Below are 20,953 nucleotides of genomic sequence, written 5' to 3'. Positions count from 1 at the left end.
CGGGAATTATCGAAGTGCTTTTATAAGTTTTTTATTAAGGAGTTACTTATGAGTCATGATGTTGAGCACCATGTCGTCGGTGGTACGCATGGCATCGGCACCGATGGAGGTGAGGTTGTGGATGCAGCGGTCTACATCGTCGTCGACGATGCCCTCGGCAGAAGTGACACAACGGCCCTCCATGGCGAGCAGCGAGGAGAGCAGAGCGGTGCTGACTCCCGACGAGATCTTAAGCGAACAACTGGGCTTGGCTCCGTCGCAGATCATGCCCGTAAGGTTGGCCACCATATTCTTCACCGAGTTGCAGATGCGCTGATAGTCACCACCCATGAGATAAGTGATGCCGCAACTGCTGCCTATGGACGCCACCACGCAACCGCACAGCGCCGACAGCTTGCCGAGGCTCTGCTTAATGTAGATGGCGGTGAGATGGCTGAGCATGAGGGCTCGGATGAGCTCTTCCTCGGTGTTCTCGTTCTCGAGGGCATAGACGGCAACAGGATTGGTGGCACAGATGCCCTGGTTGCCGCTGCCGCTGTTGCTCATCACGGGAATCATGGCTCCTCCCATACGGGCGTCGCATGCCGATGCGGTGCGCGAGATGATGTGCGAGAAGATGCTGTTGCCGAAGATGCCGTGACTCATGGGGCGGTCCATGGTCTTGCCTAAGCAATGGCCGTAGTTGCCCTTGATGGAGAGCTCGGCTGCCCGCATGTTGTACTCCTTGGTCTTCAGAATGAAGCTGATCTCGTCGAGGGGAGCTGTCATGGCGAAGTCGTAGACCATGCGCATGGAAAGTTGTATGTCGGCGTCGTCCTCATCGGCGCCTCCGGGCTGTCGCTCGTCGAGCACCACCTCGTCGTTGCGCTCGGCAAAGACAAAGTGGGTGTGGCTGCCCGCGATGATGGCGGCAGCCTGGTCTTTACCCGAATGACAGACAACCTCGATGTAGAGTTTCTCGACGATGCCCTGCTTCAGCTTGATGTCAATGTCGGCATCCTCTATGTAGCGCTTGCCCTGCTGCAGAGCTTCGGGGGTGAGGTCTTTGAGCACTTCGAGCTCATATTCGGGCTTGCCGATAAGGGCACCCAAGGCTACAGCGATGGGCAGGCCGATCATTCCGGTGCCGGGAATGCCCACACCCATGGCATTCTTAAGCATATTGGGGCTGAGCAACACCTCGATGCTGTCGGGACGCTTGCCCAACAGAGTGGCTGCCTTGGCCGTACACAACGCCACAGCCATCGGTTCGGTGCAGCCGATGGCGGGAACTACTTCCTTATTGACAAGAGCGATGATGCGCTCGCGGGTCTTCATTTCTTGCATGATATTCTCTATTTTTGGGGCAAAGGTACGAAAATTATTCAAAAAAGAATAAAAGTGATGATAAAAAAAAATTACTCAACTTCCGTAAGTACGAAAGTTGAGTAAATTGGGATGATTAGTCTTCTAACTGGAAGAGAGGATCGTCGGCTGTAAGCATCACTGGCTTCTGGTCGAACTCCTTGAGGAGCTGGGCAGGAACATACTGCTTGTCGACCACGAGGCGGAACATGTACTCATTGAACCAGCGGTTGGTCATGATGAGACAGCCCTTCTGTCCGTTGTCGGCGCCCCAGCTGTTCTCCACCTTCCACTTCAGCGGCTTGCCATTGGCGTCGAGGTCGACGGCGGTGAGCGTCATGGCGTGGGTAGAACCGCTGTCGAAGGTGCTGATGCGCTCGGCCTTGTTCATTGGGAACGTGGTACCGAAGAGCGAGGCATAATCATAGTTGTCGAGGTCGAGATAACCGCGCTTGCGGTCGAACTGCTTGCCCACATCGTAGCTGGAGTACATCTTGCGACCATCCTTGAGCGAGGCGATGGCGAGGCTGGCAATCTCGTCCATAGGCAGGTTGAGATACTTCCAGTTGTGGCCGTCGTAGGTGTGGCGGTCGTACTCCACCTCGTAGGTCTTGTGGTAGGGGCGGCGTGGATCGTTCATCACCATGATGAAGGTGCCGTTGAGTTCCTTGCCCACGGTAGCGTCGTAGAAACTCTTGGGAGTATAGGTCTTCGCATCACCCATCTGCTTGCCGTCCTTGTTGCGGAAGGCGTAGCTGAACTCCTTGACAGGCTCACCCAGGGTGAGGCATAGCATGTGATAGACGGTGGCGAGCATCTCGGTCTTGCGGGCCGCTATCTGCTTGGCGTTCTTGCCTGCAGCAGCCATGCGGCGAAGCTCCAGTCCGTACTCACGAAGCTTGCTTGCCACGAGACGGCTCATCTTGTTGGTGTTCTCGCTCGAATAGGTCTCGGGCATCGCGCTCATAGGCACCAGTCCGTACTTGGCTGCCAGGTCGGCCACGCCGCAGAAAGTTCCGCCGTCGTTGAGCGGACTCTTAAAGAAGAACTGCACCTGAGGGTCCTCGATGGACTTGCGTGCATGGTCGATGACGCCCTGAAGCATGAGGTTGGCCTTCTCCAACTGGTCGTAGAAGAAGAGATAGTCCTGCGAGAACTCCACTGTCAGGGAGTCGGCATGAGCCTTGGCGAAGTTGGCACGCAGCACGTTCATGCCGCTGAACATCCAGCAACGGCCAGAGCTCTTCTGATTGTGGATGCGCTGCGCGGGAGTCTCCACGCTGAAGTGAGTGTCAACAGGACCGGCATTGGCACGGTTCTTCACCAAGTCGTCGATACTGTTGGCAGCGATGGCATTGAAGAGCGCCTTGTCGGCAACCGATGTCTTCTGCATTTTCTCGATCTGCGAGAGCATCTGCGCCGAGATGCCTCCCTGCTTGGTCTGAGCCATCGTGGCGGCTGAAACGGCCAGCAAGGCTCCTAAAAGGAAGATGTTTTTTCTCATTATGTTGTGATATTATTGATTTGTCGGGATGCAAATATACGAAGAAAATGTGGGAAAACAGAAATAAAACGGACAAAAATGACATATACTGAAAAAAAAATACTACCTTTGCATGGTTATTCATGAGATGAAGACATGGACAAAGAAAAGTTTAGCCTTTTAAGCAACATCAAGTATCCCGAAGACCTGCGCAAGCTGAGCATCGACGAGCTGCCGGAACTCTGCAGGGAACTGCGCGAGGACATCATCGAAGAGGTGGCGGTCAACCCCGGACATTTCGCCTCCTCGCTGGGTGTCGTCGAAATCACCGTAGCCCTACATTATATATATAATACACCCTACGACCGCATCGTGTGGGACGTGGGCCATCAAGCCTATGGCCACAAGATACTGACCGGGCGGCGCGACGCCTTCTGCACCAACCGAAAGCTGCACGGCATACGCCCCTTCCCCACTCCCTTAGAGAGCGAATACGACACCTTTGCCTGCGGGCACGCCAGCAACTCCATTTCGGCGGCGCTCGGCATGGCTGTGGCCGCCAAGCAGAAGGGGGAGAACGACAGGCACGTAGTGGCTGTGATAGGCGACGGAGCCATGAGCGGAGGACTCGCCTTCGAGGGAATCAACAACGTATCGAGCACGCCCAACGACCTGCTCATCATACTCAACGACAACGATATGAGTATCGACCGGGCCGTGGGAGGTATGGAGAAATACCTGCTCAACCTCGACACCAACGACACCTACAACCGACTGAGGTTCAAGGCTTCGCAATGGCTGCACTCGAAAGGCTACCTCAACGATGACAGGCGAAAGGGAATACTGAGACTGAACAACGCGCTGAAGTCGGCACTGAGCCACCAGCAGAACATCTTCGAGGGAATGAACATACGGTACTTCGGACCCTTCGACGGACACGACATACGCGAAGTGGTGCGCGTGCTGCGACAACTCAAGGACATGAAAGGCCCCAAGTTGCTCCACCTGCACACCATCAAGGGCAAGGGCTACGAGCCTGCTGAGAAGAGCGCCACCATCTGGCATGCACCAGGAAAGTTTGATCCCGAGACGGGCGAGCGATTAGTGAGCGACACCAGCAACCAGCCGCCCAAATATCAGGACGTCTTCGGAAACACCCTGCTCGAACTGGCACAGCAGAACCACAACATCGTGGGTGTAACGCCCGCCATGCCCACCGGATGCTCCATGAGCATCATGATGAAGCAGATGCCCGACAGGGTGTTCGACGTGGGCATAGCCGAAGGACACGCCGTCACCTTCTCGGCAGGAATGGCAAAGGATGGACTCATGCCGTTCTGCAACATATACAGCTCGTTCGCACAGCGAGCTTACGACAACATCATACACGACATGGCGCTGCTCAGTCTGCCCGTGGTGCTGTGTCTCGACAGGGCTGGACTCGTTGGTGAGGACGGACCCACACACCACGGAGCCTTCGACCTGGCGGCGCTGCGGCCTGTGCCCCACCTCACCATCGCATCGCCTATGAACGAGCACGAGCTGCGCAACCTGATGTACTCGGCCCAGTTGCCCCACCACGGTTGCTACGTGATACGCTACCCCAGAGGCAACGGTGTGCTCACCGACTGGCGAAACCCCATGCAGGAAATCGTGACCGGAACGGGCAGAAAACTGAAGGAAGGCACCGACGTGGCTGTGCTCACCCTCGGACCTATCGGAAACGATGCTGCCGAGGCCATAGCCGAAGTGGAGAAAGAGACGGAGGGACTGAGCGTGGCCCACTACGACATGCGATTCCTGAAACCGCTCGACGAGAAACTGCTCCACGAGATAGGTAGCAGATTCAACCGCATCGTAACCATCGAGGACGGCGTGCGCATGGGTGGCTTCGGCTCTGCCGTCATAGAATGGATGAGCGACCACGACTATCATCCTCACGTCATCCGCATGGGACTGCCCGACGAGTTTGTGGAACACGGCACGATAGCACAGCTCAGAGAAATCGTACACATGGATAAAAAATCTATCAAAGAAGCTATTATAAAAGAATGAAAATCATCATTGCTGGCGCATACGCCATCGGAACGCACCTAGCGAGACTCCTGTCACGCAGCAACGAGGAGATAACACTCATCGACGAGAGCGAGGAGCGGCTGGCAAGCATCGGCTCCGACTGCGACCTGCTCACCATGGTGGGAAAGCCTACAAGCCTGAGGGTATTGCGAGATGCGGGAACGGCAGACGCCGACCTCTTCATCGCTGTCACGCCATTGGAGAGCACCAATATCACTGCCAGCATCCTGGCGAAAAACCTGGGAGCCAAGCGAACGGTGGCACGCGTGGACAACCCCGAATACATGGATCCGCAGGCACAGGAGTTCTTCCAGGGACTGGGCATCAGCAAGCTGATATATCCAGAGATGCTCGCCGCTGTCGACATTAACAACGGACTGAAGATGAGCTGGGTGAGACAGCGATGGGACGTGCACGACGGCGCCCTGGTGATGCTCGGCATCAAGCTGCGACAGACCTGCGAGATACTGAACCAGCCGCTCAAGGACATCAGCGGACCCAACGACCCCTACCACGTAGTGGCCATCAAGCGAGGCGACGAAACCATCATCCCCGGCGGTAACGACGAACTGAAACTCTACGACCTGGCTTACTTCATGACCACACGCAACTACATTCCCTACATCCGAAAGATCGTGGGCAAGGAGCACTATGTGGACGTGAAGAACGTGATGATTATGGGCGGAGGACGAACGGCCGTGAGAGCCGTGAAGAAAATGCCCGAATACATGGAGTGCAAAATCATCGAGAAGGACGAGGCGCGGTGTGAGTACCTCAACGAAATACTCGACGAGAACAAGACGCTCGTCATCCATGGCGACGGACGCGACATCCCGCTGCTCAACGAGGAGGGAATACGCAGCACGCAGGCTTTCGTGGCGCTGACGGGAAACGCAGAGACCAATATCCTGGCATGCCTCACTGCCAAGCGCATGGGAGTGAGAAAGACCGTGGCTGCCGTAGAGAACGTCGACTACGTGAGCATGGCTGAGAGCCTCGACATCGGAACCATCATCAACAAGAAGGTGATTGCCGCCAGCTACATCTATCAGATGATGCTCGATGCCGACGTGATGAACGTGCGCTTCCTCATGAATGCCAACGCCGACGTGGCGGAGTTCATCGCCAAAGAAGGATCCAAGGTAACCAAGAAGCCTGTCAAGGACCTGGGAATGCCCATCGGCGTGACCATCGGCGGACTGGTGCGTGGCGAGGAGGGAATGCTCGTTTCGGGCAACACGCAGATTGAAGCGGGCGACTCGGTCATGGTATTCTGCCACAACATCAATATGAAGAAGATAGAAAAATACTTTGTATGATGGGAGGTAATGGGAACTTCCATTAACTTCTTAAAATTTCCCTCACTTGAGAAAACTCGAACAAAAAGAATGATCAACTGGAAACTGATATACAAGGTTCTGGGGCAGCTGCTCTTCATTGAGGCTTCGCTGCTGCTGCTCAGTCTGCTGGTAGCTGTCTACTATCAGCAGGAAGACATCTTTGCCTTCATCGTGGCAACGCTGACCACCATTGGCGGAGGACTCATCCTGAAATGGCGAGGACACGGAGCCGACAACTCCATGTCGCGACGCGACGCCTATCTCGTTGTCTCGCTATCGTGGATTATCTTCAGCCTCTTCGGCACGCTGCCCTTCATGGTGAGCGGCTACATCAACCACTTCACCGATGCCTACTTCGAGACGATGTCGGGATTCACCACCACCGGAGCCACCATACTCGACGACGTGGAGTGCTTTCCGCACGGACTGCTGTTCTGGCGATCACTCACACAGTGGATAGGCGGACTGGGTATCGTGTTCTTCACCATCGCCCTGCTGCCATCGCTCGTAGGCGGACAGACCAAGGTGTTTGCCGCCGAAGCCACAGGCCCTATCAAGACCAAGTTGCATCCACGTATCTCCACATCGGCAAAGTGGATTTGGAGCATCTATCTCATGCTCACCATCGCCTGCATTCTGTCGTATTATGTGGCGGGAATGGGACTTTTCGACAGTTTCAACTATGCCATGACGACAACGGCAACGGGAGGCTTCTCCACCCACAACACCAGTACCGAGTTCTTCCATTCGCCATCGCTCGAATACATCTGTACGTTCTTCTGTTTCCTATCGGGTGTCAACTTCACACTGCTCTATGCCGCCGTCATCAAGTTTAAGATCAAGGAACTGTTCCGCAACTCCGAGTTCCGATTCTACATCTTCCTCGTCACGGTCTTCAGCATCTTCATTATGGTTGAGCTCATCGTGATGCGCAACTACGATATAGAACACGCCTTCCGCAGCGCCATCTTCCAGGTGGTTTCGTTTATCACGACCACTGGTCTCTTCAACGACGATGCCGCACTCTGGCCTCACGTCACATGGGTGGTGCTGTCGATGTGTATGTTTATCGGTGCCTGCTCGGGCAGTACGAGCGGAGGACTGAAATGCATCCGTGGCGTCATCCTATTGCGCATGGTGAAGAATGAGTTCCGACAGATATTGCACCCCAACGCCGTGCTGCCGCTCAAGATCGATGGGGTGAACGTGCCCATGCAGAAACGCGTCACGCTGCTGGCGTTCCTCACCATCTATCTCATCATCTGCGTCATCATCTCGTTCACGATGATAGCGATGGGAATCGACAACACCAATGCCATCACCATCACGCTGAGTTGCGTGGGAAACGTAGGACCGACCTTGGGAACAGAGATTGGACCCACCATGTCGTGGAGCGAACTGCCCGATCTGGCCAAGTGGTTCTGCTCGCTCATGATGCTCATCGGCCGTCTGGAAATCTTTACCGTACTCGTGATCTTCACACCAGCCTTCTGGAAGGAGAATTAGGGGGGGGGGAAGGAAAACGGTAAAAAAGTAAAAAGGTAAAAAAGTAAAAAGAGCCTTCTTGCTGATAAGGTGTTTCATGTAAAGGATGAAAAATAGAAAAATAAAATCAACATAACATAAAATAATAAGTGTACTCTGCTCGTTATTTGTATAATAAATACTAAACTATAACAAGTGTTGAGCTAAAAAGCAAAAGAGTAAAAAACTTATTCTATCTGACAGTAAATTATAGACACAATGAAACCATTAAAATTTGAACCCTTATTGAAGTCCACCATCTGGGGTGGCAACAAGATTATCAACTTCAAAGACCTCAACCTGCAGCAGGAGAAGGTGGGCGAGAGCTGGGAAATCTCTGGTGTGCCTGGCAACGAGAGCATCGTGGCTGACGGCGAGATGAAAGGCAAAAGCCTCAACGAGGTAGTCGCCGAACTGAAAGACAGCTTCTTAGGCAAGGAGAACTATCAGCGATTCGGCAATGAGTTTCCGCTGCTCATCAAGTTTATCGACGCCAACACCGACCTCTCCATTCAGGTGCACCCCAACGACGAGATAGCGCACAAGCAAGGCAAGGAGCGCGGAAAGACAGAGATGTGGTACGCCCTGCCATGCGAGCCCGAGGCCAAGCTATACAACGGTCTGAAAATGAAGATCACACCCGAAGAGTACAAAAAGATGGTGGAGAACGACACCATCACCGACGCCCTGGCACAATACAAGGTGAAGGAGGACGACTGCTTCTTTATCCCTGCAGGCAGAATACACGCCATCGGAACGGGTTGCTTCGTGGCAGAGATACAGCAAACCAGCGACGTGACTTACCGCATCTACGACTTCAAGCGCAAGGACAAGGACGGCAACTACCGACAGCTGCACACCAAGGAAGCTGCCGAGTGCATCGACTACACCGTGCTGTCCAATTATCGACAGGAATACAAACCTGTGAAGAATCAGGGTGTCAGCATCGTGCGCTGCCCTTATTTTTGCACCGCTGTCTACGATCTCGACGAACCTATGACACTCGATTACTCTGAGCTCGACAGTTTCGTGATTCTCATCGGCCTGAAGGGCCAAGCCACCATCACCGACAACGAGGGCAACACCATCACCCTGCAGGGCGGCGAAAGCATCGTGGTTCCAGCCTCCACCCAGACGTTGAAGGTAGATGGAACATTGAAGTTCCTCGAGACATACGTATAATTTTTAACGGTAAAAAGGATTTCTAAAGGTAAAAAAGTAAAAAGGTAAAAAGAGCCTTCTTGCTGATAAAGTATTTACTTTTTTACCTTTAAAAATCCTTTTTACCCTTTTACTTTTTTACCTTTTTACCTTTAAAAATCCTTTTCCAAATATCTTTCCACGTCCGCCAGAATCTTCTGGAATTCCGGAGAGAACTGATAGTAGGTATTTTTCTTCATCATCATCTTCACCTTGCCGAGGCTGTTCTCGTAGCAAGCTATTTCGGTGCGTGCCTGTTCGCTGTGAACAGCACGGTCGCGGATGTCGTTCTCCTGCTCATTGCGCAGAATGTCGCACACCGTCTGCACCACCGGACTCACTACCAGGTCGAAAAGATGATGACCCTGGATGTAAAGATAAGTATTGTTGTCGTTGATTCCCAAGTCGCGCAACATCCGCTCCGTCTCAGGCAAGGCATCCTTGAGTTTGGGGAAACGGCGCTCCAGCTGGAACATCTTCGCCCTCACCTTCTTGCTCAGATACTCTATCGCCCACTTCGGATTCTGAATGCGTACTGAGGGAAGCACCACCACCTTGTTGAACTCGCACATATCGAAGTGCATCGTCATCTTGCGGCGCTGCAGAAAGACAACATGCCATACAAAGAGAGGCCAGATGGTTTGGGAATAAGACTGCAGGAAGCGCTCAAAGTTGAAAATGCGATGGTCGTTGAGCGTCACCATCACACAGGTCTCGTGCAGTCCCTTGGCATAACACTGGAAGTTTTCTATCGCGTAGGCATAAGTATGAAAGATGTAGGGATTCTCCAACATCTGTCTCGACATCTCCGTGGCGCCTTGCAGAATATAGTCGTAGTCGGCATCCACACAGGCTATCATGTCTCTGCCCACGCCCTTGAGCATATTGGAGATGGCAGCCTTCTTGCCCCTGTCGAGATGCTGGTTGCGCGAAGGCAGCATGATATCAAAAGTTAGTTTGTCGTCCTCATAACGGCCAAGCACCGAGCGCCAGAAGAACACATCGTCGTAGCTCTCGACGTAGACTACTATTCTGCGCCGGGCTTTCTTCGGAGTCATCTTGTTGATGGCCTCGAAGTATTGCGAATTGATATTATCGGTTAAACGTTTAGCCATAAGCAGAACAATTAAACACTAAACATTAAACACTAAAACATCACTTAATCGTTATGTCGTTCACCTCAGTCACACGGTCGGTCCAGCCGTCCATGACCACAGCAGGACTGTGGGTTGTCATGATAATCTGAATGTTGGGGTTCAACTTCAGCACCAAGGAGATAAGCTGCTTCTGCCATTCAAAGTGCAGACTGATCTCAGGCTCGTCCATGAAGAGCACATAGGACTGATTGTCTTCCACCAGCACAGTGAGCAGAATGGCAAGCATCTGCTTCTCGCCTGCCGACAGCTGATAAGGCTGCAGCACCTCGCCGATCTGGTTGAACTTGATCTCGTTGGCAGTGCGGATGATGGTCTTGCCCGTCTCACGAAACAGGTCGTCCACGATGTCCTGAAACATCCTCTTAGGCTCGCTGAGCGCCTGAGCCTTCTGGGCAGCATCGGGTTCACCACTCTGCAGCACGGCAATGATACGGTTGCCGATGTTCACCTGATAGTCGAGATACTTGCGCTGCAACTGGAAGAGCTGCCAGTCGAGCTCGGTGACAAGCGTAAGATCCACCTTGCTGATCATCTCAGAGTTGAGCAGCGGACGGTCGACCGAACGAATCACATCAAACCGAATCCACTTAGCCTCCTCGGGCTCCACCTTCAGATGAACACCCTTGAGCAGATGGCTTGGAAACTCGCCCCCGGCACTCAGGCCTTTCACTACCTTGTTGAGAATGGTGCTCTTTCCCACTCCGTTCACACCGCTCAGGATGTTCACCCTGCGGTCGAGGTTCCAAAGTATGTGCTTGGTACCACTCCATAGAGAGTCTATCTCTATCTGCTTGATATAATCGGCATATTTCTGCATAGGTTTATACTTTTATCTACTTTAACTCTAAAACTTAGGGCAAATATAATCATTTTAACCGAAATTTTGTACCTTTGCACCGATTTTTTATATTAAATAAGGTAAAATGGGTAACAACAAACCACTTTTAGCCCACTTGTGTCTCTTTGGATCGGGCGCATTCTGGGGACTGATGGCACCTGTAGGCAAGGATGCCATGACACACGGCATCGAGGGCATCGACATGGTATCTTTCCGCGTTCTGGGCGGAGCCATCCTCTTCTGGCTCACTTCACTCTTCACCCGCAGGGAGCATATCCCTACAACCGACATCATCAAGTTGGCTGGAGCAGGACTCTTCGGACTGGTATTCAACCAGTGCTGCTACACCATCGGACTGAGCATCACCTCGCCCAGCAATTCGAGCATCATGACTACATCGATGCCTATCTTCGCCATGATTCTGTCGTTCCTCATCCTCCGCGAGCCCATCACCTGGAAGAAGGTGGCTGGCGTACTCTTAGGCTGCAGCGGTGCCGTGCTCATCATCATGACAAGTGCCACGGCGGGAAATGCCAAGGTGGGAAACATCTGGGGCGACTTACTCTGCATGGCCGCACAACTGTCGTTTGCGCTCTATCTGTCGCTCTTCAAGCCCTTGGTGGGAAAGTATTCGCTCTTCACCATCAACAAGTGGATGTTCACCTGGGCATCGGTCATGATCCTGCCTTTCTCCGCCTCTCATGTGGCTTCCATCCCATGGGCTGAGGTGCCAGTATCGGCATGGTGGGAAACGGGCTACGTCATCTTCTTCGGCACTTATCTGGGCTACATCCTGATGATGATAGGTCAGAAGACACTCCGCCCCACAGTGGTTTCGGTATACAATTATGTGCAGCCCTTGGTCTCTGTTTCTGTCAGCATGCTCGTAGGCCTGGCAGTCTTCAAAGGCACGCAGGCTCTTGCCGCCCTCCTCGTCTTCTCAGGCGTTTGGCTGGTTATCAAGAGCAAGTCGAAACACGACATCGACAAGCACGACCACAGCCTGGCCTACGAGAAAAGGCATGCGTAAACTGATTTCATGTCGATAAAAAAAACAGTAACTGTCCTCATCTGATATAACCTTTCAGATGAGGACTGTCTTTTTTTCGCCAAATTAGGTAACAAATTACAGCCAAATTGGGTAACAAAACACAGCCAAATTGGGTAAAAATATGCAGCCAAATTTGGTAATTCCAAGATTTCATCGTATATTTGCAGCAGAAATAAAAGAGATTGACATGAAGAAATACAAGAAAAGAATTGCAGATAAACTATTGGAATACAGATTAGAAGAAGTTGGAGCTGTATTGATAGAAGGCCCAAAATGGTGTGGAAAAACAACCACAGCAGAACAAAAGGCCAAAAGCGTGCTATACATGGCAGACCCAGACAACCAAAACAACTATCTGGAAATGGCGAATTTAAAGATAAAAATGCTCCTGAAAGGAGAAAAGCCACGTCTCATTGACGAATGGCAAATCATTCCGCAAATCTGGGATGCCATACGATTTGAAGTGGACCCCCAAGGTGAGGAAGGCTTGTTTATCCTCACTGGTTCTGCCGTGCCTACATCATCTGAAAAAATACATCACACGGGTACAGGACGTTTCGCTTGGATTACCATGCGCCCTATGTCATTATGGGAATCGAGAGAATCTACAGGCGAAGTAAGTATCAGCGAACTGTTTAAAGGAAATGCAAACCAAGAAGGTTTCAACAAATTGAAACTGGAAGATATCGCCTTTCTCGTCTGCAGAGGAGGATGGCCCAGTGCTACAACCAAGAACACAAGAGCTGCCTTGCGACAGGCATACGACTATTACGATGCAGTGGTTAAGACTGATATTTCAAGGGTAGATAAAATCAGCAGAAACAGCGAACGAACCAAACTCCTTCTGCGTTCATACGCCCGTTCACAAGGTGGACAACTCAGTATCGAAGCCATACGACAAGACATGATGGAAAATGATGATGAGACGCTGGCAGACAAGACTGTTCAGAGTTACATCGGTGCGCTCAAAAAAATCTTCGTCATAGAGGACATGCCTGCCTGGAATCCGAACCTTCGCAGCAAGACAGCTATCCGTTCGGCTGAAACCCGATATTTCGTTGATCCATCTATTGCTGTGGCAGCATTAGGCCTTGGTCCTGATGATCTCATCAACGACTTGGAGACTTTCGGCTTACTTTTCGAGACCTTATGCGTTCGTGATCTTCGTGTATATGCAGATGCCATAGATGGCAACGTCTATCATTATCGCGACAAGAACGGCTTGGAATGTGATGCCGTTCTCCATCTCCGCAACGGTTCATACGGTCTCATCGAAATTAAGCTGGGTGGTGCACAAGCCATCGAAAAAGGAGTCTCTACGCTAACTGCTCTTGCTGACAAGATAGACACAACCAAGATGAAATCCCCATCTTTTATGATGGTACTCACAGCTGTCGGCGACTATGCTTACCGCAGAGAAGACGGAGTATATGTGGTGCCTATCGGCTGCCTGAAAGATTAACTTTGTAGAGAATCCAGGCTACTTGTATTATTCCAATGCTGGCACATTCATTCCTGGCACTTTGGAGAATGCTTTGAGGAACGAAGAACCTCAGACGCATTTTCGCAATGAATGTTTGTGTAGGGCTATGGTAGATTTCAACATGATTGATACTGTAAGCCGTGGTATCAAGAAAATGTTCAATGAGCAATGGCGCAGACATTTCCCTATGCCAGACTATGAGATTGACCAGATAAAGAAAATTGCATCAAAACAACAACCGATGTCGAAATTAGATGTATACGACTAAGGAACATAAAACAATTACCAGTAGATGAGGACGGCTTAATTAATTATGGTTCGTGCCCACACGTACGTATAATTTATTTTTTATAAAAATGTATCAAAGTATCATTTTTGATGTTCAGCATCGTTATATCTAATTGATATATTAGCAGTTGCCAGTAATGAGACTTTTCGTGAAATATGATGAGAAGTATCATAGAAGTATCATAAAAGTCGCATTTTTGGCGAAAAAATATCATTTTCGATGCAACATTTTGCCATTTTCCACGTTATTAAGATAATCAATTATTAACTTAATACCCAATAACACATGGACGAAAAAGAACTGCTGAGAAAAGCTTTTGAGTATGGCGAGGTGCCAGGCATCATCACCTACTGCTTCACCGAACTTTGTCCGATGAAAAACAACTGTATCCACTATCTCGCCTCGCTCTACAAGAACGACGACATCAAGCGGGGCCATGCCATCTTCCCCAATGCCTTGAAAGACGGAAAATGCGAGTTCTTCGCCCCACTGCGTATCGTGAAAATGGCCTGGGGATTCGACAAGCTCTTTGCCGAGGTGAAGGTGAAGGACGCTCCCCTGCTCCGCTCTGAGATGAGAAGCTACCTCGGCAGCAAGGGACAGTACTACCGATATAAACTGGGACAACAGAAACTCGTGCCCGAACAGCAGGAACACATCAAGCAACTCTTCGCTCGCTTCGGTTACAAGGATGTGGATTTCGAATACTTCGCCGAGGAAATCGACTTCACGAGTATATGATGAAGAATCCTGCCACCCATGGTTTCTCCGTGCCCACCACATGTTCCCTTACGGACCGATGGACGGGCATCGACTGAACAAGCCTCGGGCATCGACTGAACAAGCCTCGGGCACACACTGCCAACACAGTGGGCAACAAGTGCCCAAACGGGAAGCCCGCTTTTGGGCACTATACTTTCATTTTCCAACAAGCTTTCAAAAAAAACATCATGAAGATTACAATCGTACACAACGACAATAAGAAGCAACTCCTCGTCAGCACAAAGACGATGGAGAAACTACTGGAGCTCATCGCCAAGGACGACAGCAAGCAGAGCGTAACCCGATTCAGAGACTACGCCGCCTACATCGACGAAGACTACCGTTTCTACAAGGACATGCCTACATGGATGCACATCTATCCTGCCGCCGAGTTTGCGAAGGACGAGAACAGCAATCTGAAGATGAAGGTTTGTAATGGCATCCTGCTCCTCAAGTTCAGCAACATCACCGACCCCGATGGCACGGAAGGCGTGAAGCGTTCGGTCGCCATCCTGCCCTCCACCTTTGCCGCACTGGAAAGTGCCGACGGAAAGAGCGTCATCGTGCTGGTAAAATTCACCAACCAGAACGACAAGCTGCCTACTTCCGAGCCTGAGGCGGAGCAGCTCTATCGCATCGCCTACCAACAGATCCATCCCATCTACCAAGCCGTGGTCAAGGCATCGCTCACCATCGGCGCCCAAGTTGCTTCCGTCGAGGCTTCCTCTACCATGTCGAACGAGCCTTCGCTGCACAACAGTTTCATGATGACGCTGGATGCCCACCCTTATTACAATGCCAAGGCGGTGGCGATGAGGATAGACTGTCATTACCGCACGGAAGACACCGACCAGCAAGCCGATCCCGAAGCGAAAGGAAAGGCAAGAAACGAGGACATGGACTGCAAGGACGAGAAAAACGACATAGCAAGCATGATGCTGCTGTTGAGAAACCAATACAATTTCAGATACAACTCGGTAATGAAATACGTGGAATACCAGCCGAAGGAGAAAGGATGGTACGGATACCGACCCGTGGAGCCGAGGGTGATGAAAAGAATGACGCTCGAAGTACAGTTGGCTGGACTAAGGGTGAGCATCAAGGACATGAGGAATTTTCTGGAGTCGGACTACATCAAGAATTACAATCCGATAGAAGAGTATCTCTATCTGTGCCACAACAAGTGGGACGGCAAGGACCACATCCGTGCCTTGGCCCGCACCGTGCCCACCAACAATCCATACTGGGCAGACTGGTTTTACACGTGGTTTCTCGGCATGGTGGACCAATGGCGTGGATACACGCATCGCCAGTACGGCAACTCGGTGGCTCCGCTCCTCATCTCCAAACAGGGCTTCAACAAGAGCACATTCTGCCGCCGCCTCTTGCCGCCCGAACTGCAATGGGGTTACAGCGACAACCTGATTCTCTCGGAGAAACGACAGGTGTACCAGGCGATGGCACAGTTCATGCTCATCAATCTTGACGAGTTCAACCAGATTTCACCACAGGTGCAACAGGGTTTTCTGAAGAATCTTATCCAGTTACCTACGCTGAAATACAAGCCGCCGTACGGAAGTCACGTCATGGAGTTTCCACGCCTCGCCTCCTTCATCGCCACGAGCAACATGAACGACATCCTCACCGACCCATCCGGCAACCGCCGTTTCATCGGCATCGAGTTGACAGGCCCCATCGACGTGAGTGTCCGCCCCAACCACCAGCAGCTTTTCGCCCAGGCACTTGTGGCGTTGGGCAATGGCGAGAAGTGTTATTTCGACGCCGAGCAGGTGAAGCTCATCATGCAGAGCAACTGCCAGTTTGAGGTGGTTCAGCCGATAGACCAGTATTTCCGTCTCTACTTCGAACCTGCCGACGACGAGAAGGAAGGTGAGTACATGACGGCCGCCGAGATTTTCGACTTTCTGAAAAAGCAGATAGGTTCGTCGCTGAAAGTAAACAGCTTGATGGGATTCGGACGAAAATTGGCTAACATGACGCAACTGAACCACAAGCGTTTCGCCGATGGAATGAAATATCTGGTAAAGAAAAGATAAAGCAGCCTAAAATGAGACTTCCATGATACTTTTATGAGACTTTTCGGAACAAAATCCGAAAAGTCTCATTTATTATATATATCTATCTATCAATGTATTACAAAAAGTTTCAAAGTCAAGAATGATACTTTGACACTTTTCTTTCAAAAAAAAACATTTACGGGCAAGAGATCAGCATCCTAAGTAAACCATAAGTCCACCCAGTACGATATACAACAAGGCGTATGGGATGGCGGAACGGAGGATCTCGCCGTCCTTACCCTCCATGTCGCATGAGGCAGTGGCGATGGCGATGCTCTGCGGACTGATCATCTTTCCACCCGTGGCACCTGTGGTATTGGCGGCAACAAGCCAGTTGCTTTGACTTCCCTCCACCCCGAAGAAAGTATCAGTGCCCGTCATGCCGAGCTGGTTGGCAACATGAGCCTGGAGCTTGGCGAAGAGAATATTGGATGAAGTATCAGAACCCGTTACGAAGGTACCGATGGCACCAATCATCGGAGCTACCAATGGATAGAAATCACCCGTCACAGCCACCAAGCCCGAGGCGATGGAAGTTATCATACCCGAATAGTTCATCACACTCGCCAAGGCTATCAGCGAACAGATGGTAACCACCGTCTTGCGCAAGTTCACCGTGGTTCGGGCCAAGATGACCATCAGTCGCTTGAAATTCAACCCCTGTACCAATCCACCGATCGTAGCACCCAGGAAGAGCATCAACCCTGCATTCGAAATCCAACCGAACTTAAAGGTACTGCCCAACACCGGCAGATGAACAGCACTCACCAAATGCGTCTTCAGGAAGGCATTGACTGGAGGACAGAGCGCACCCGACACCAAGATAAACACCAATATAAAGAGGTAAACGCTCCACGCCTTGAAGCTCTCGGAGAAAGTGAAGGTCTCCTGTTTCTGCACCTTGCTCTTTCTCGCAAACACCTTGGCATAAACGATGATGGCAGCGATGGCGGCGATAGAGCCAATGATGGCAGGAGTCTCCGAACCGAGATAATAGCCGCAGACGAACTGCACCGCCACGGAAATCATTCCCACCCAAAGGGATATGACAAGGTTCTTGACGAGATTATGCCTGTCGGTAAGGGTAAGGATGATGAAAGGCAGGATGATGAAGAGCGGAGACAACTGTATGATGGCGAACGCCGATGTCTCGCAAATCTGCGCCACCGATGCCGAGCCGCTTTCCGCCACCTCATTGCAGAGCGTGGTGACAGGGACACCGACGGCACCAAATCCCGTTGCCACCGTGTTGCCGACCAAGGACACCAGAGCCGAGAACATGGGTTTGAATCCCAGTCCGATGAGGATGGCGGCAGGAATCGCCACCGCCGTTCCGAAGCCAGCCATGCCTTCGAGCAATCCGCCGAATCCCCAGACGAGCAGCAGCACGAGCAATCCCTTATCGTCGGTAATCGAAGTGAATTGTTTCTTGATAACCTCAATCTGCTTGCTTTCCACCAATATATTATAGCTATAGATAGCCATCAGGATGATGATGAGGATCGGGAACACCGCCTTCAGCAGACCTTCCACCACAGCCCATCCCGTCAGGGCGAGGATGCTGTCCCCCGCATGTTCCGGGGCTATCATCCCCAGTGGAGAGGCGGCGAAAAGAGCCAGCAATACAGTTACTACGAGTGTCAACAAGGCGCTCTTATGTCCTGCCATCTTGAAGCCGAGCATCAAGACGAAGAGTAACACAATGGGTACAATAGAAATAATAGATGCCATAAGTTATTCAGATTTTATGTTTTTGCCTGCAAATATAACAATTTTCTTTGAGAATAGTATAAAGAAATAAGTATTTTTAAGGCAACAATTATGCCCCAACATATGAAGTCTGATGAAAGAAAACATGCAGAAAAAACGAAGCCGGCTTCATGTGGCAACGCAAGTACTTTCATTGTTGATTGAAAGTACTTTCGATTGCCATAGAAGCCGGCTTCGTTTTAGGGGTTATTCCCTCTTCTATTCATCCCATGCTGTCCAGGGGTTGTAGGGTTTTGCCATATCGGCAACACTGCCGTTGCCGTTATCTTCACTTCCTCCTTCTGATGAAGTTCCACCCACATTAGTGCCAGTACTTCCACTCCCGTCTGTACGAACTTGATTCTGGTCATAAACGCCAGGCGATGCGGCTATGAAATGTTCTGTTTCCATCTTCACCAATATCATAGTTGGCTTGTTGTATATCTTTTTCATTTTCTTTTCTCCTTTTACTATTATTTTTACATCACTTTCTCTTCATGTGCATTCTCGGCACACTCTTACTTACGGAGATATTTTCTGCCGTTGCGCACCACGATGCCCTTGTAAGAAGCATCCACACGCTGTCCGCTCAGGTTGTAAACCTCGGCTTGCTTAGAGGCTTCCGCTGCCGAAATGTTGCTGATGCCTGTTGTCGAAGCTGCCATCACTGCCACATGAATCTTGGCGTTGGTGTTATTGTTCTTGCTTGCAGCCTGTGCTGCGTTGTTGTTGTCCTTGCTCCAGTTGGGGAAATAGAAATAAGCACGCATGCCGTTGAACTGAAGAGGAGAATCTTTAGGCAGATATTTCAGATAGTTGCCAGCAGCTGTGCTGATGTACTGATACTTCTGGCTGCCGTTATCGGCAATAAGGGTTCTCGTAAGTTTACCATCCGCATCCTCAGTATACTTCTTACGACCATACAGTCCAAGATAATAGAAATCGCCGTTCACAATGTTGTCGTTATACGAAGCCTTCACCTCATAAGGAGGCACCACGGAAATGAGTTTTTCTCCAATATGGGCATAATAAGTTGACTCTTTACTCATAAGAGTTTCTGGCTCCATGTTCTCTGCACCTGGAATGGTCGTTAAACAAGCTGTCTGTGTGCCTGATGCCTGCATCAGATAAGGCACACCAGCCTTAATAGCAAGCTCAGTATCTGGCAGTTTGGTAAAGGCAAGTACACCTTTATCGCTCACCTGTCCAACCCACTGATGATCAGTCTCTTCGCTTGTTGTCGTAGGTTTGGCAAGAGCAGTAAGTTCACAGCCGAAAGCCGTCTTAAATTCTTCTTTTGTCAAGTCGAAAGGCAGACAGATCGTATTCCATGCACCAGCATTGTTAACCAGTTTTGTACGATGCACATAGACATCCACCTTATCTTGAAGAGCGCCCTGTTGTACCAAGTATTCTACACGACCCTCAGCATCATTCTCATCAAGATAAATTTTGTTTACCTTAAAGAAATCGCCTTTCAGTACAATGAGTTTAGACTCGCTTTTATTGCGCTTCACCAATATGCCCTCGAAGGTTCCGCTGGTTCCTACATAGTCATCAAGATTGATGCCATCCAACTGCGAACTATTGAAATAAATACGATTATTCATATCAGCTTCACTTGTACCAGTATTTTCATCCTGTACCAAATAAAACTCCGTATTATTTTCATTATCACTTGCCTTCTTGATGGTTCCTGGTACTCTGATAATCGTATTCAAATACTTACCATACGAAGCTGTTGCCGTATTTCCATCGTCAGGATTATTATTTGCAATTGTATACACATCTTTGACTTCAGTAAAAGGATAAACTGCCGGCTTTGTTCCATCTGCACTTGCCTCGCCTGAATGGTCTACAGTAAGAGAAGTCTTGTAAGTAGTCCCATCGATATCCTTCGTTTCATGTATGGCACCGAAATACACCATTCCGCTCTCACCCTCATTATAATCACCTATGATCGAACCTGTGATTTTGCTACCAACAGCCAAATCAGAAGGCAACGAGAATCCCTTATCTATATTATAAGGTGAAACCCATAAGCCATATTTACTATTATCGACAATAAAAAATGAGTTGATGAATTTTTCATTTTTGATGTCTGGGTCTGCATGTTTCATCACAGCCACTACGATAGCAGGATTTTTTGCATCAAACTGTATGACCACATCTTGATGTTTCTGATTATTTGACTGAGCACCATCGCGCAATTCTTTAATCGAGGTAAAAACCTTCTGCGTTGTTGTCGAACCACTTGCCGTTTGAGCCCAAGCCTGTCCTGTGGTGAGGATGATGATACCAATCAACATCCATAATCGAGATAGAATTAAACGTTTCATTTTACTTACAGTTTTAGTGGATTATTTTGAGTATATTTTTTGTTCTTGCGAATTACCTTTTCCCAGATGAACGTTTTAAACGTATATCTTCTTTCACAGGGGCAAAATTAGTAAAAAAATCAAAACGTTTTCTTTTTGCATATCATTTTTTCGCAATTAATTACGAAAACGTTTACGACAACTCCCCTTTCCTTACGTTTTATCTCTCAATCACTATCTTTCGCTTACTTTTTACTGTCA

The 20,953-nt window shown here is 50.1% G+C and carries 15 protein-coding genes and 1 pseudogene; 9 read left to right on the top strand and 7 right to left on the bottom strand.

Annotated elements, in window-relative coordinates:
* Nucleotides 1–42: 42 nt before the first annotated feature.
* Together P3T48_RS02970 and P3T48_RS02965 are read right to left on the bottom strand one after the other, a co-directional pair.
* Nucleotides 43–1,326 carry an L-cysteine desulfidase family protein gene (locus tag P3T48_RS02970; RefSeq protein WP_276505575.1) on the bottom strand — a complete coding sequence of 428 codons (1,284 nt, stop codon included), beginning with the start codon at nucleotides 1,324–1,326 and terminating at the stop codon, nucleotides 43–45.
* 115 nt (nucleotides 1,327–1,441) lie between these two features.
* Entirely contained in the window at nucleotides 1,442–2,848 is a 1,407-nt protein-coding gene (locus tag P3T48_RS02965; protein ID WP_276505574.1) for a C1 family peptidase, read from the bottom strand.
* 135 nt (nucleotides 2,849–2,983) lie between these two features.
* Here P3T48_RS02965 and dxs point away from each other — a divergent pair, with 135 nt between their 5' ends.
* The 4 genes from dxs to P3T48_RS02945 all read left to right on the top strand — a co-directional run bounded on the left by dxs (nucleotide 2,984) and on the right by P3T48_RS02945 (nucleotide 8,949).
* The gene (dxs, locus tag P3T48_RS02960; RefSeq protein ID WP_276505573.1) at nucleotides 2,984–4,882 is read left to right on the top strand and encodes a 1-deoxy-D-xylulose-5-phosphate synthase; all 1,899 of its coding nucleotides are present in this window, start codon (nucleotides 2,984–2,986) and stop codon (nucleotides 4,880–4,882) included.
* Nucleotides 4,879–6,222, top strand: coding sequence for a Trk system potassium transporter TrkA (trkA, locus tag P3T48_RS02955; RefSeq protein WP_276505572.1), 1,344 nt, complete (start codon nucleotides 4,879–4,881; stop codon nucleotides 6,220–6,222). Before dxs ends, trkA begins: the two co-directional genes overlap by 4 nt.
* A gap of 69 nt (nucleotides 6,223–6,291) precedes the next feature.
* A complete protein-coding gene (locus P3T48_RS02950) occupies nucleotides 6,292–7,749 on the top strand; it encodes a TrkH family potassium uptake protein (protein WP_158462431.1) in 1,458 nt (485 codons plus the stop codon).
* A 237-nt stretch (nucleotides 7,750–7,986) separates the two neighbouring features.
* A complete protein-coding gene (locus tag P3T48_RS02945; protein WP_276505571.1) occupies nucleotides 7,987–8,949 on the top strand; it encodes a type I phosphomannose isomerase catalytic subunit in 963 nt (320 codons plus the stop codon).
* A 131-nt stretch (nucleotides 8,950–9,080) separates the two neighbouring features.
* Here P3T48_RS02945 and P3T48_RS02940 read toward each other — a convergent pair whose 3' ends face one another.
* Nucleotides 9,081–10,082 (bottom strand): DUF4435 domain-containing protein, encoded by a 1,002-nt coding sequence (locus tag P3T48_RS02940; protein ID WP_276505570.1) that lies wholly within the window; start codon nucleotides 10,080–10,082, stop codon nucleotides 9,081–9,083.
* Between the two features lie 40 nt (nucleotides 10,083–10,122).
* Nucleotides 10,123–10,941, bottom strand: a complete 819-nt coding sequence (locus tag P3T48_RS02935; RefSeq protein ID WP_022251258.1) for an AAA family ATPase — start codon at nucleotides 10,939–10,941, stop codon at nucleotides 10,123–10,125.
* Between the two features lie 106 nt (nucleotides 10,942–11,047).
* Between P3T48_RS02935 and P3T48_RS02930 the strand changes: the two genes are divergently transcribed.
* From P3T48_RS02930 to P3T48_RS02910, 5 genes and pseudogenes are all read left to right on the top strand, one after another.
* Nucleotides 11,048–11,992: a DMT family transporter gene (locus P3T48_RS02930; RefSeq protein ID WP_276505569.1), complete on the top strand. Its 945-nt coding sequence runs from the start codon at nucleotides 11,048–11,050 to the stop codon at nucleotides 11,990–11,992.
* Nucleotides 11,993–12,200: 208 nt separating this feature from the next.
* Nucleotides 12,201–13,475 carry an ATP-binding protein gene (locus tag P3T48_RS02925; RefSeq protein ID WP_276505568.1) on the top strand — a complete coding sequence of 425 codons (1,275 nt, stop codon included), beginning with the start codon at nucleotides 12,201–12,203 and terminating at the stop codon, nucleotides 13,473–13,475.
* Nucleotides 13,468–13,716: pseudogene (locus P3T48_RS02920) on the top strand (ATP-binding protein); the annotation flags it as partial. The gene P3T48_RS02925 and the pseudogene P3T48_RS02920, both read left to right, overlap by 8 nt.
* A 354-nt stretch (nucleotides 13,717–14,070) precedes the next feature.
* Nucleotides 14,071–14,526: a DUF6078 family protein gene (locus P3T48_RS02915; protein ID WP_276505567.1), complete on the top strand. Its 456-nt coding sequence runs from the start codon at nucleotides 14,071–14,073 to the stop codon at nucleotides 14,524–14,526.
* A 209-nt stretch (nucleotides 14,527–14,735) separates the two neighbouring features.
* The gene (locus P3T48_RS02910) at nucleotides 14,736–16,604 is read left to right on the top strand and encodes a VapE domain-containing protein (RefSeq protein WP_276505566.1); all 1,869 of its coding nucleotides are present in this window, start codon (nucleotides 14,736–14,738) and stop codon (nucleotides 16,602–16,604) included.
* A 171-nt stretch (nucleotides 16,605–16,775) separates the two neighbouring features.
* Here the strand turns inward: P3T48_RS02910 and P3T48_RS02905 are convergent, their stop codons facing one another.
* The 3 genes from P3T48_RS02905 to P3T48_RS02895 form a co-directional block, all read right to left on the bottom strand.
* Entirely contained in the window at nucleotides 16,776–18,356 is a 1,581-nt protein-coding gene (locus P3T48_RS02905; protein ID WP_276505565.1) for an L-lactate permease, read from the bottom strand.
* Between the two features lie 237 nt (nucleotides 18,357–18,593).
* The gene (locus tag P3T48_RS02900; protein ID WP_276505564.1) at nucleotides 18,594–18,827 is read right to left on the bottom strand and encodes a hypothetical protein; all 234 of its coding nucleotides are present in this window, start codon (nucleotides 18,825–18,827) and stop codon (nucleotides 18,594–18,596) included.
* A gap of 65 nt (nucleotides 18,828–18,892) precedes the next feature.
* A complete protein-coding gene (locus P3T48_RS02895) occupies nucleotides 18,893–20,713 on the bottom strand; it encodes a hypothetical protein (RefSeq protein WP_276505562.1) in 1,821 nt (606 codons plus the stop codon).
* Between the last annotated feature and the right edge of the window lie 240 nt (nucleotides 20,714–20,953).

This window comes from Segatella intestinalis (genome assembly GCF_029348455.1).
In the GTDB taxonomy this organism is placed as follows: domain Bacteria; phylum Bacteroidota; class Bacteroidia; order Bacteroidales; family Bacteroidaceae; genus Prevotella.
The sequence above is the reverse complement of the archived record's forward strand: the minus strand, read 5'-3'. Positions and strand labels throughout refer to the sequence as shown.

Excerpts from the sequence above, each read along its gene's own strand:
- P3T48_RS02970 (WP_276505575.1), bottom strand. The coding sequence starts at position 1,326 with ATGCAAGAAATGAAGACCCGCGAGCGCATCATCGCTCTTGTCAATAAG.
- P3T48_RS02965 (WP_276505574.1), bottom strand. The coding sequence starts at position 2,848 with ATGAGAAAAAACATCTTCCTTTTAGGAGCCTTGCTGGCCGTTTCAGCC.
- dxs (WP_276505573.1), top strand. The coding sequence starts at position 2,984 with ATGGACAAAGAAAAGTTTAGCCTTTTAAGCAACATCAAGTATCCCGAA.
- trkA (WP_276505572.1), top strand. The coding sequence starts at position 4,879 with ATGAAAATCATCATTGCTGGCGCATACGCCATCGGAACGCACCTAGCG.
- P3T48_RS02950 (WP_158462431.1), top strand. The coding sequence starts at position 6,292 with ATGATCAACTGGAAACTGATATACAAGGTTCTGGGGCAGCTGCTCTTC.
- P3T48_RS02945 (WP_276505571.1), top strand. The coding sequence starts at position 7,987 with ATGAAACCATTAAAATTTGAACCCTTATTGAAGTCCACCATCTGGGGT.
- P3T48_RS02940 (WP_276505570.1), bottom strand. The coding sequence starts at position 10,082 with ATGGCTAAACGTTTAACCGATAATATCAATTCGCAATACTTCGAGGCC.
- P3T48_RS02935 (WP_022251258.1), bottom strand. The coding sequence starts at position 10,941 with ATGCAGAAATATGCCGATTATATCAAGCAGATAGAGATAGACTCTCTA.
- P3T48_RS02930 (WP_276505569.1), top strand. The coding sequence starts at position 11,048 with ATGGGTAACAACAAACCACTTTTAGCCCACTTGTGTCTCTTTGGATCG.
- P3T48_RS02925 (WP_276505568.1), top strand. The coding sequence starts at position 12,201 with ATGAAGAAATACAAGAAAAGAATTGCAGATAAACTATTGGAATACAGA.
- P3T48_RS02915 (WP_276505567.1), top strand. The coding sequence starts at position 14,071 with ATGGACGAAAAAGAACTGCTGAGAAAAGCTTTTGAGTATGGCGAGGTG.
- P3T48_RS02910 (WP_276505566.1), top strand. The coding sequence starts at position 14,736 with ATGAAGATTACAATCGTACACAACGACAATAAGAAGCAACTCCTCGTC.
- P3T48_RS02905 (WP_276505565.1), bottom strand. The coding sequence starts at position 18,356 with ATGGCATCTATTATTTCTATTGTACCCATTGTGTTACTCTTCGTCTTG.
- P3T48_RS02900 (WP_276505564.1), bottom strand. The coding sequence starts at position 18,827 with ATGAAAAAGATATACAACAAGCCAACTATGATATTGGTGAAGATGGAA.
- P3T48_RS02895 (WP_276505562.1), bottom strand. The coding sequence starts at position 20,713 with ATGAAACGTTTAATTCTATCTCGATTATGGATGTTGATTGGTATCATC.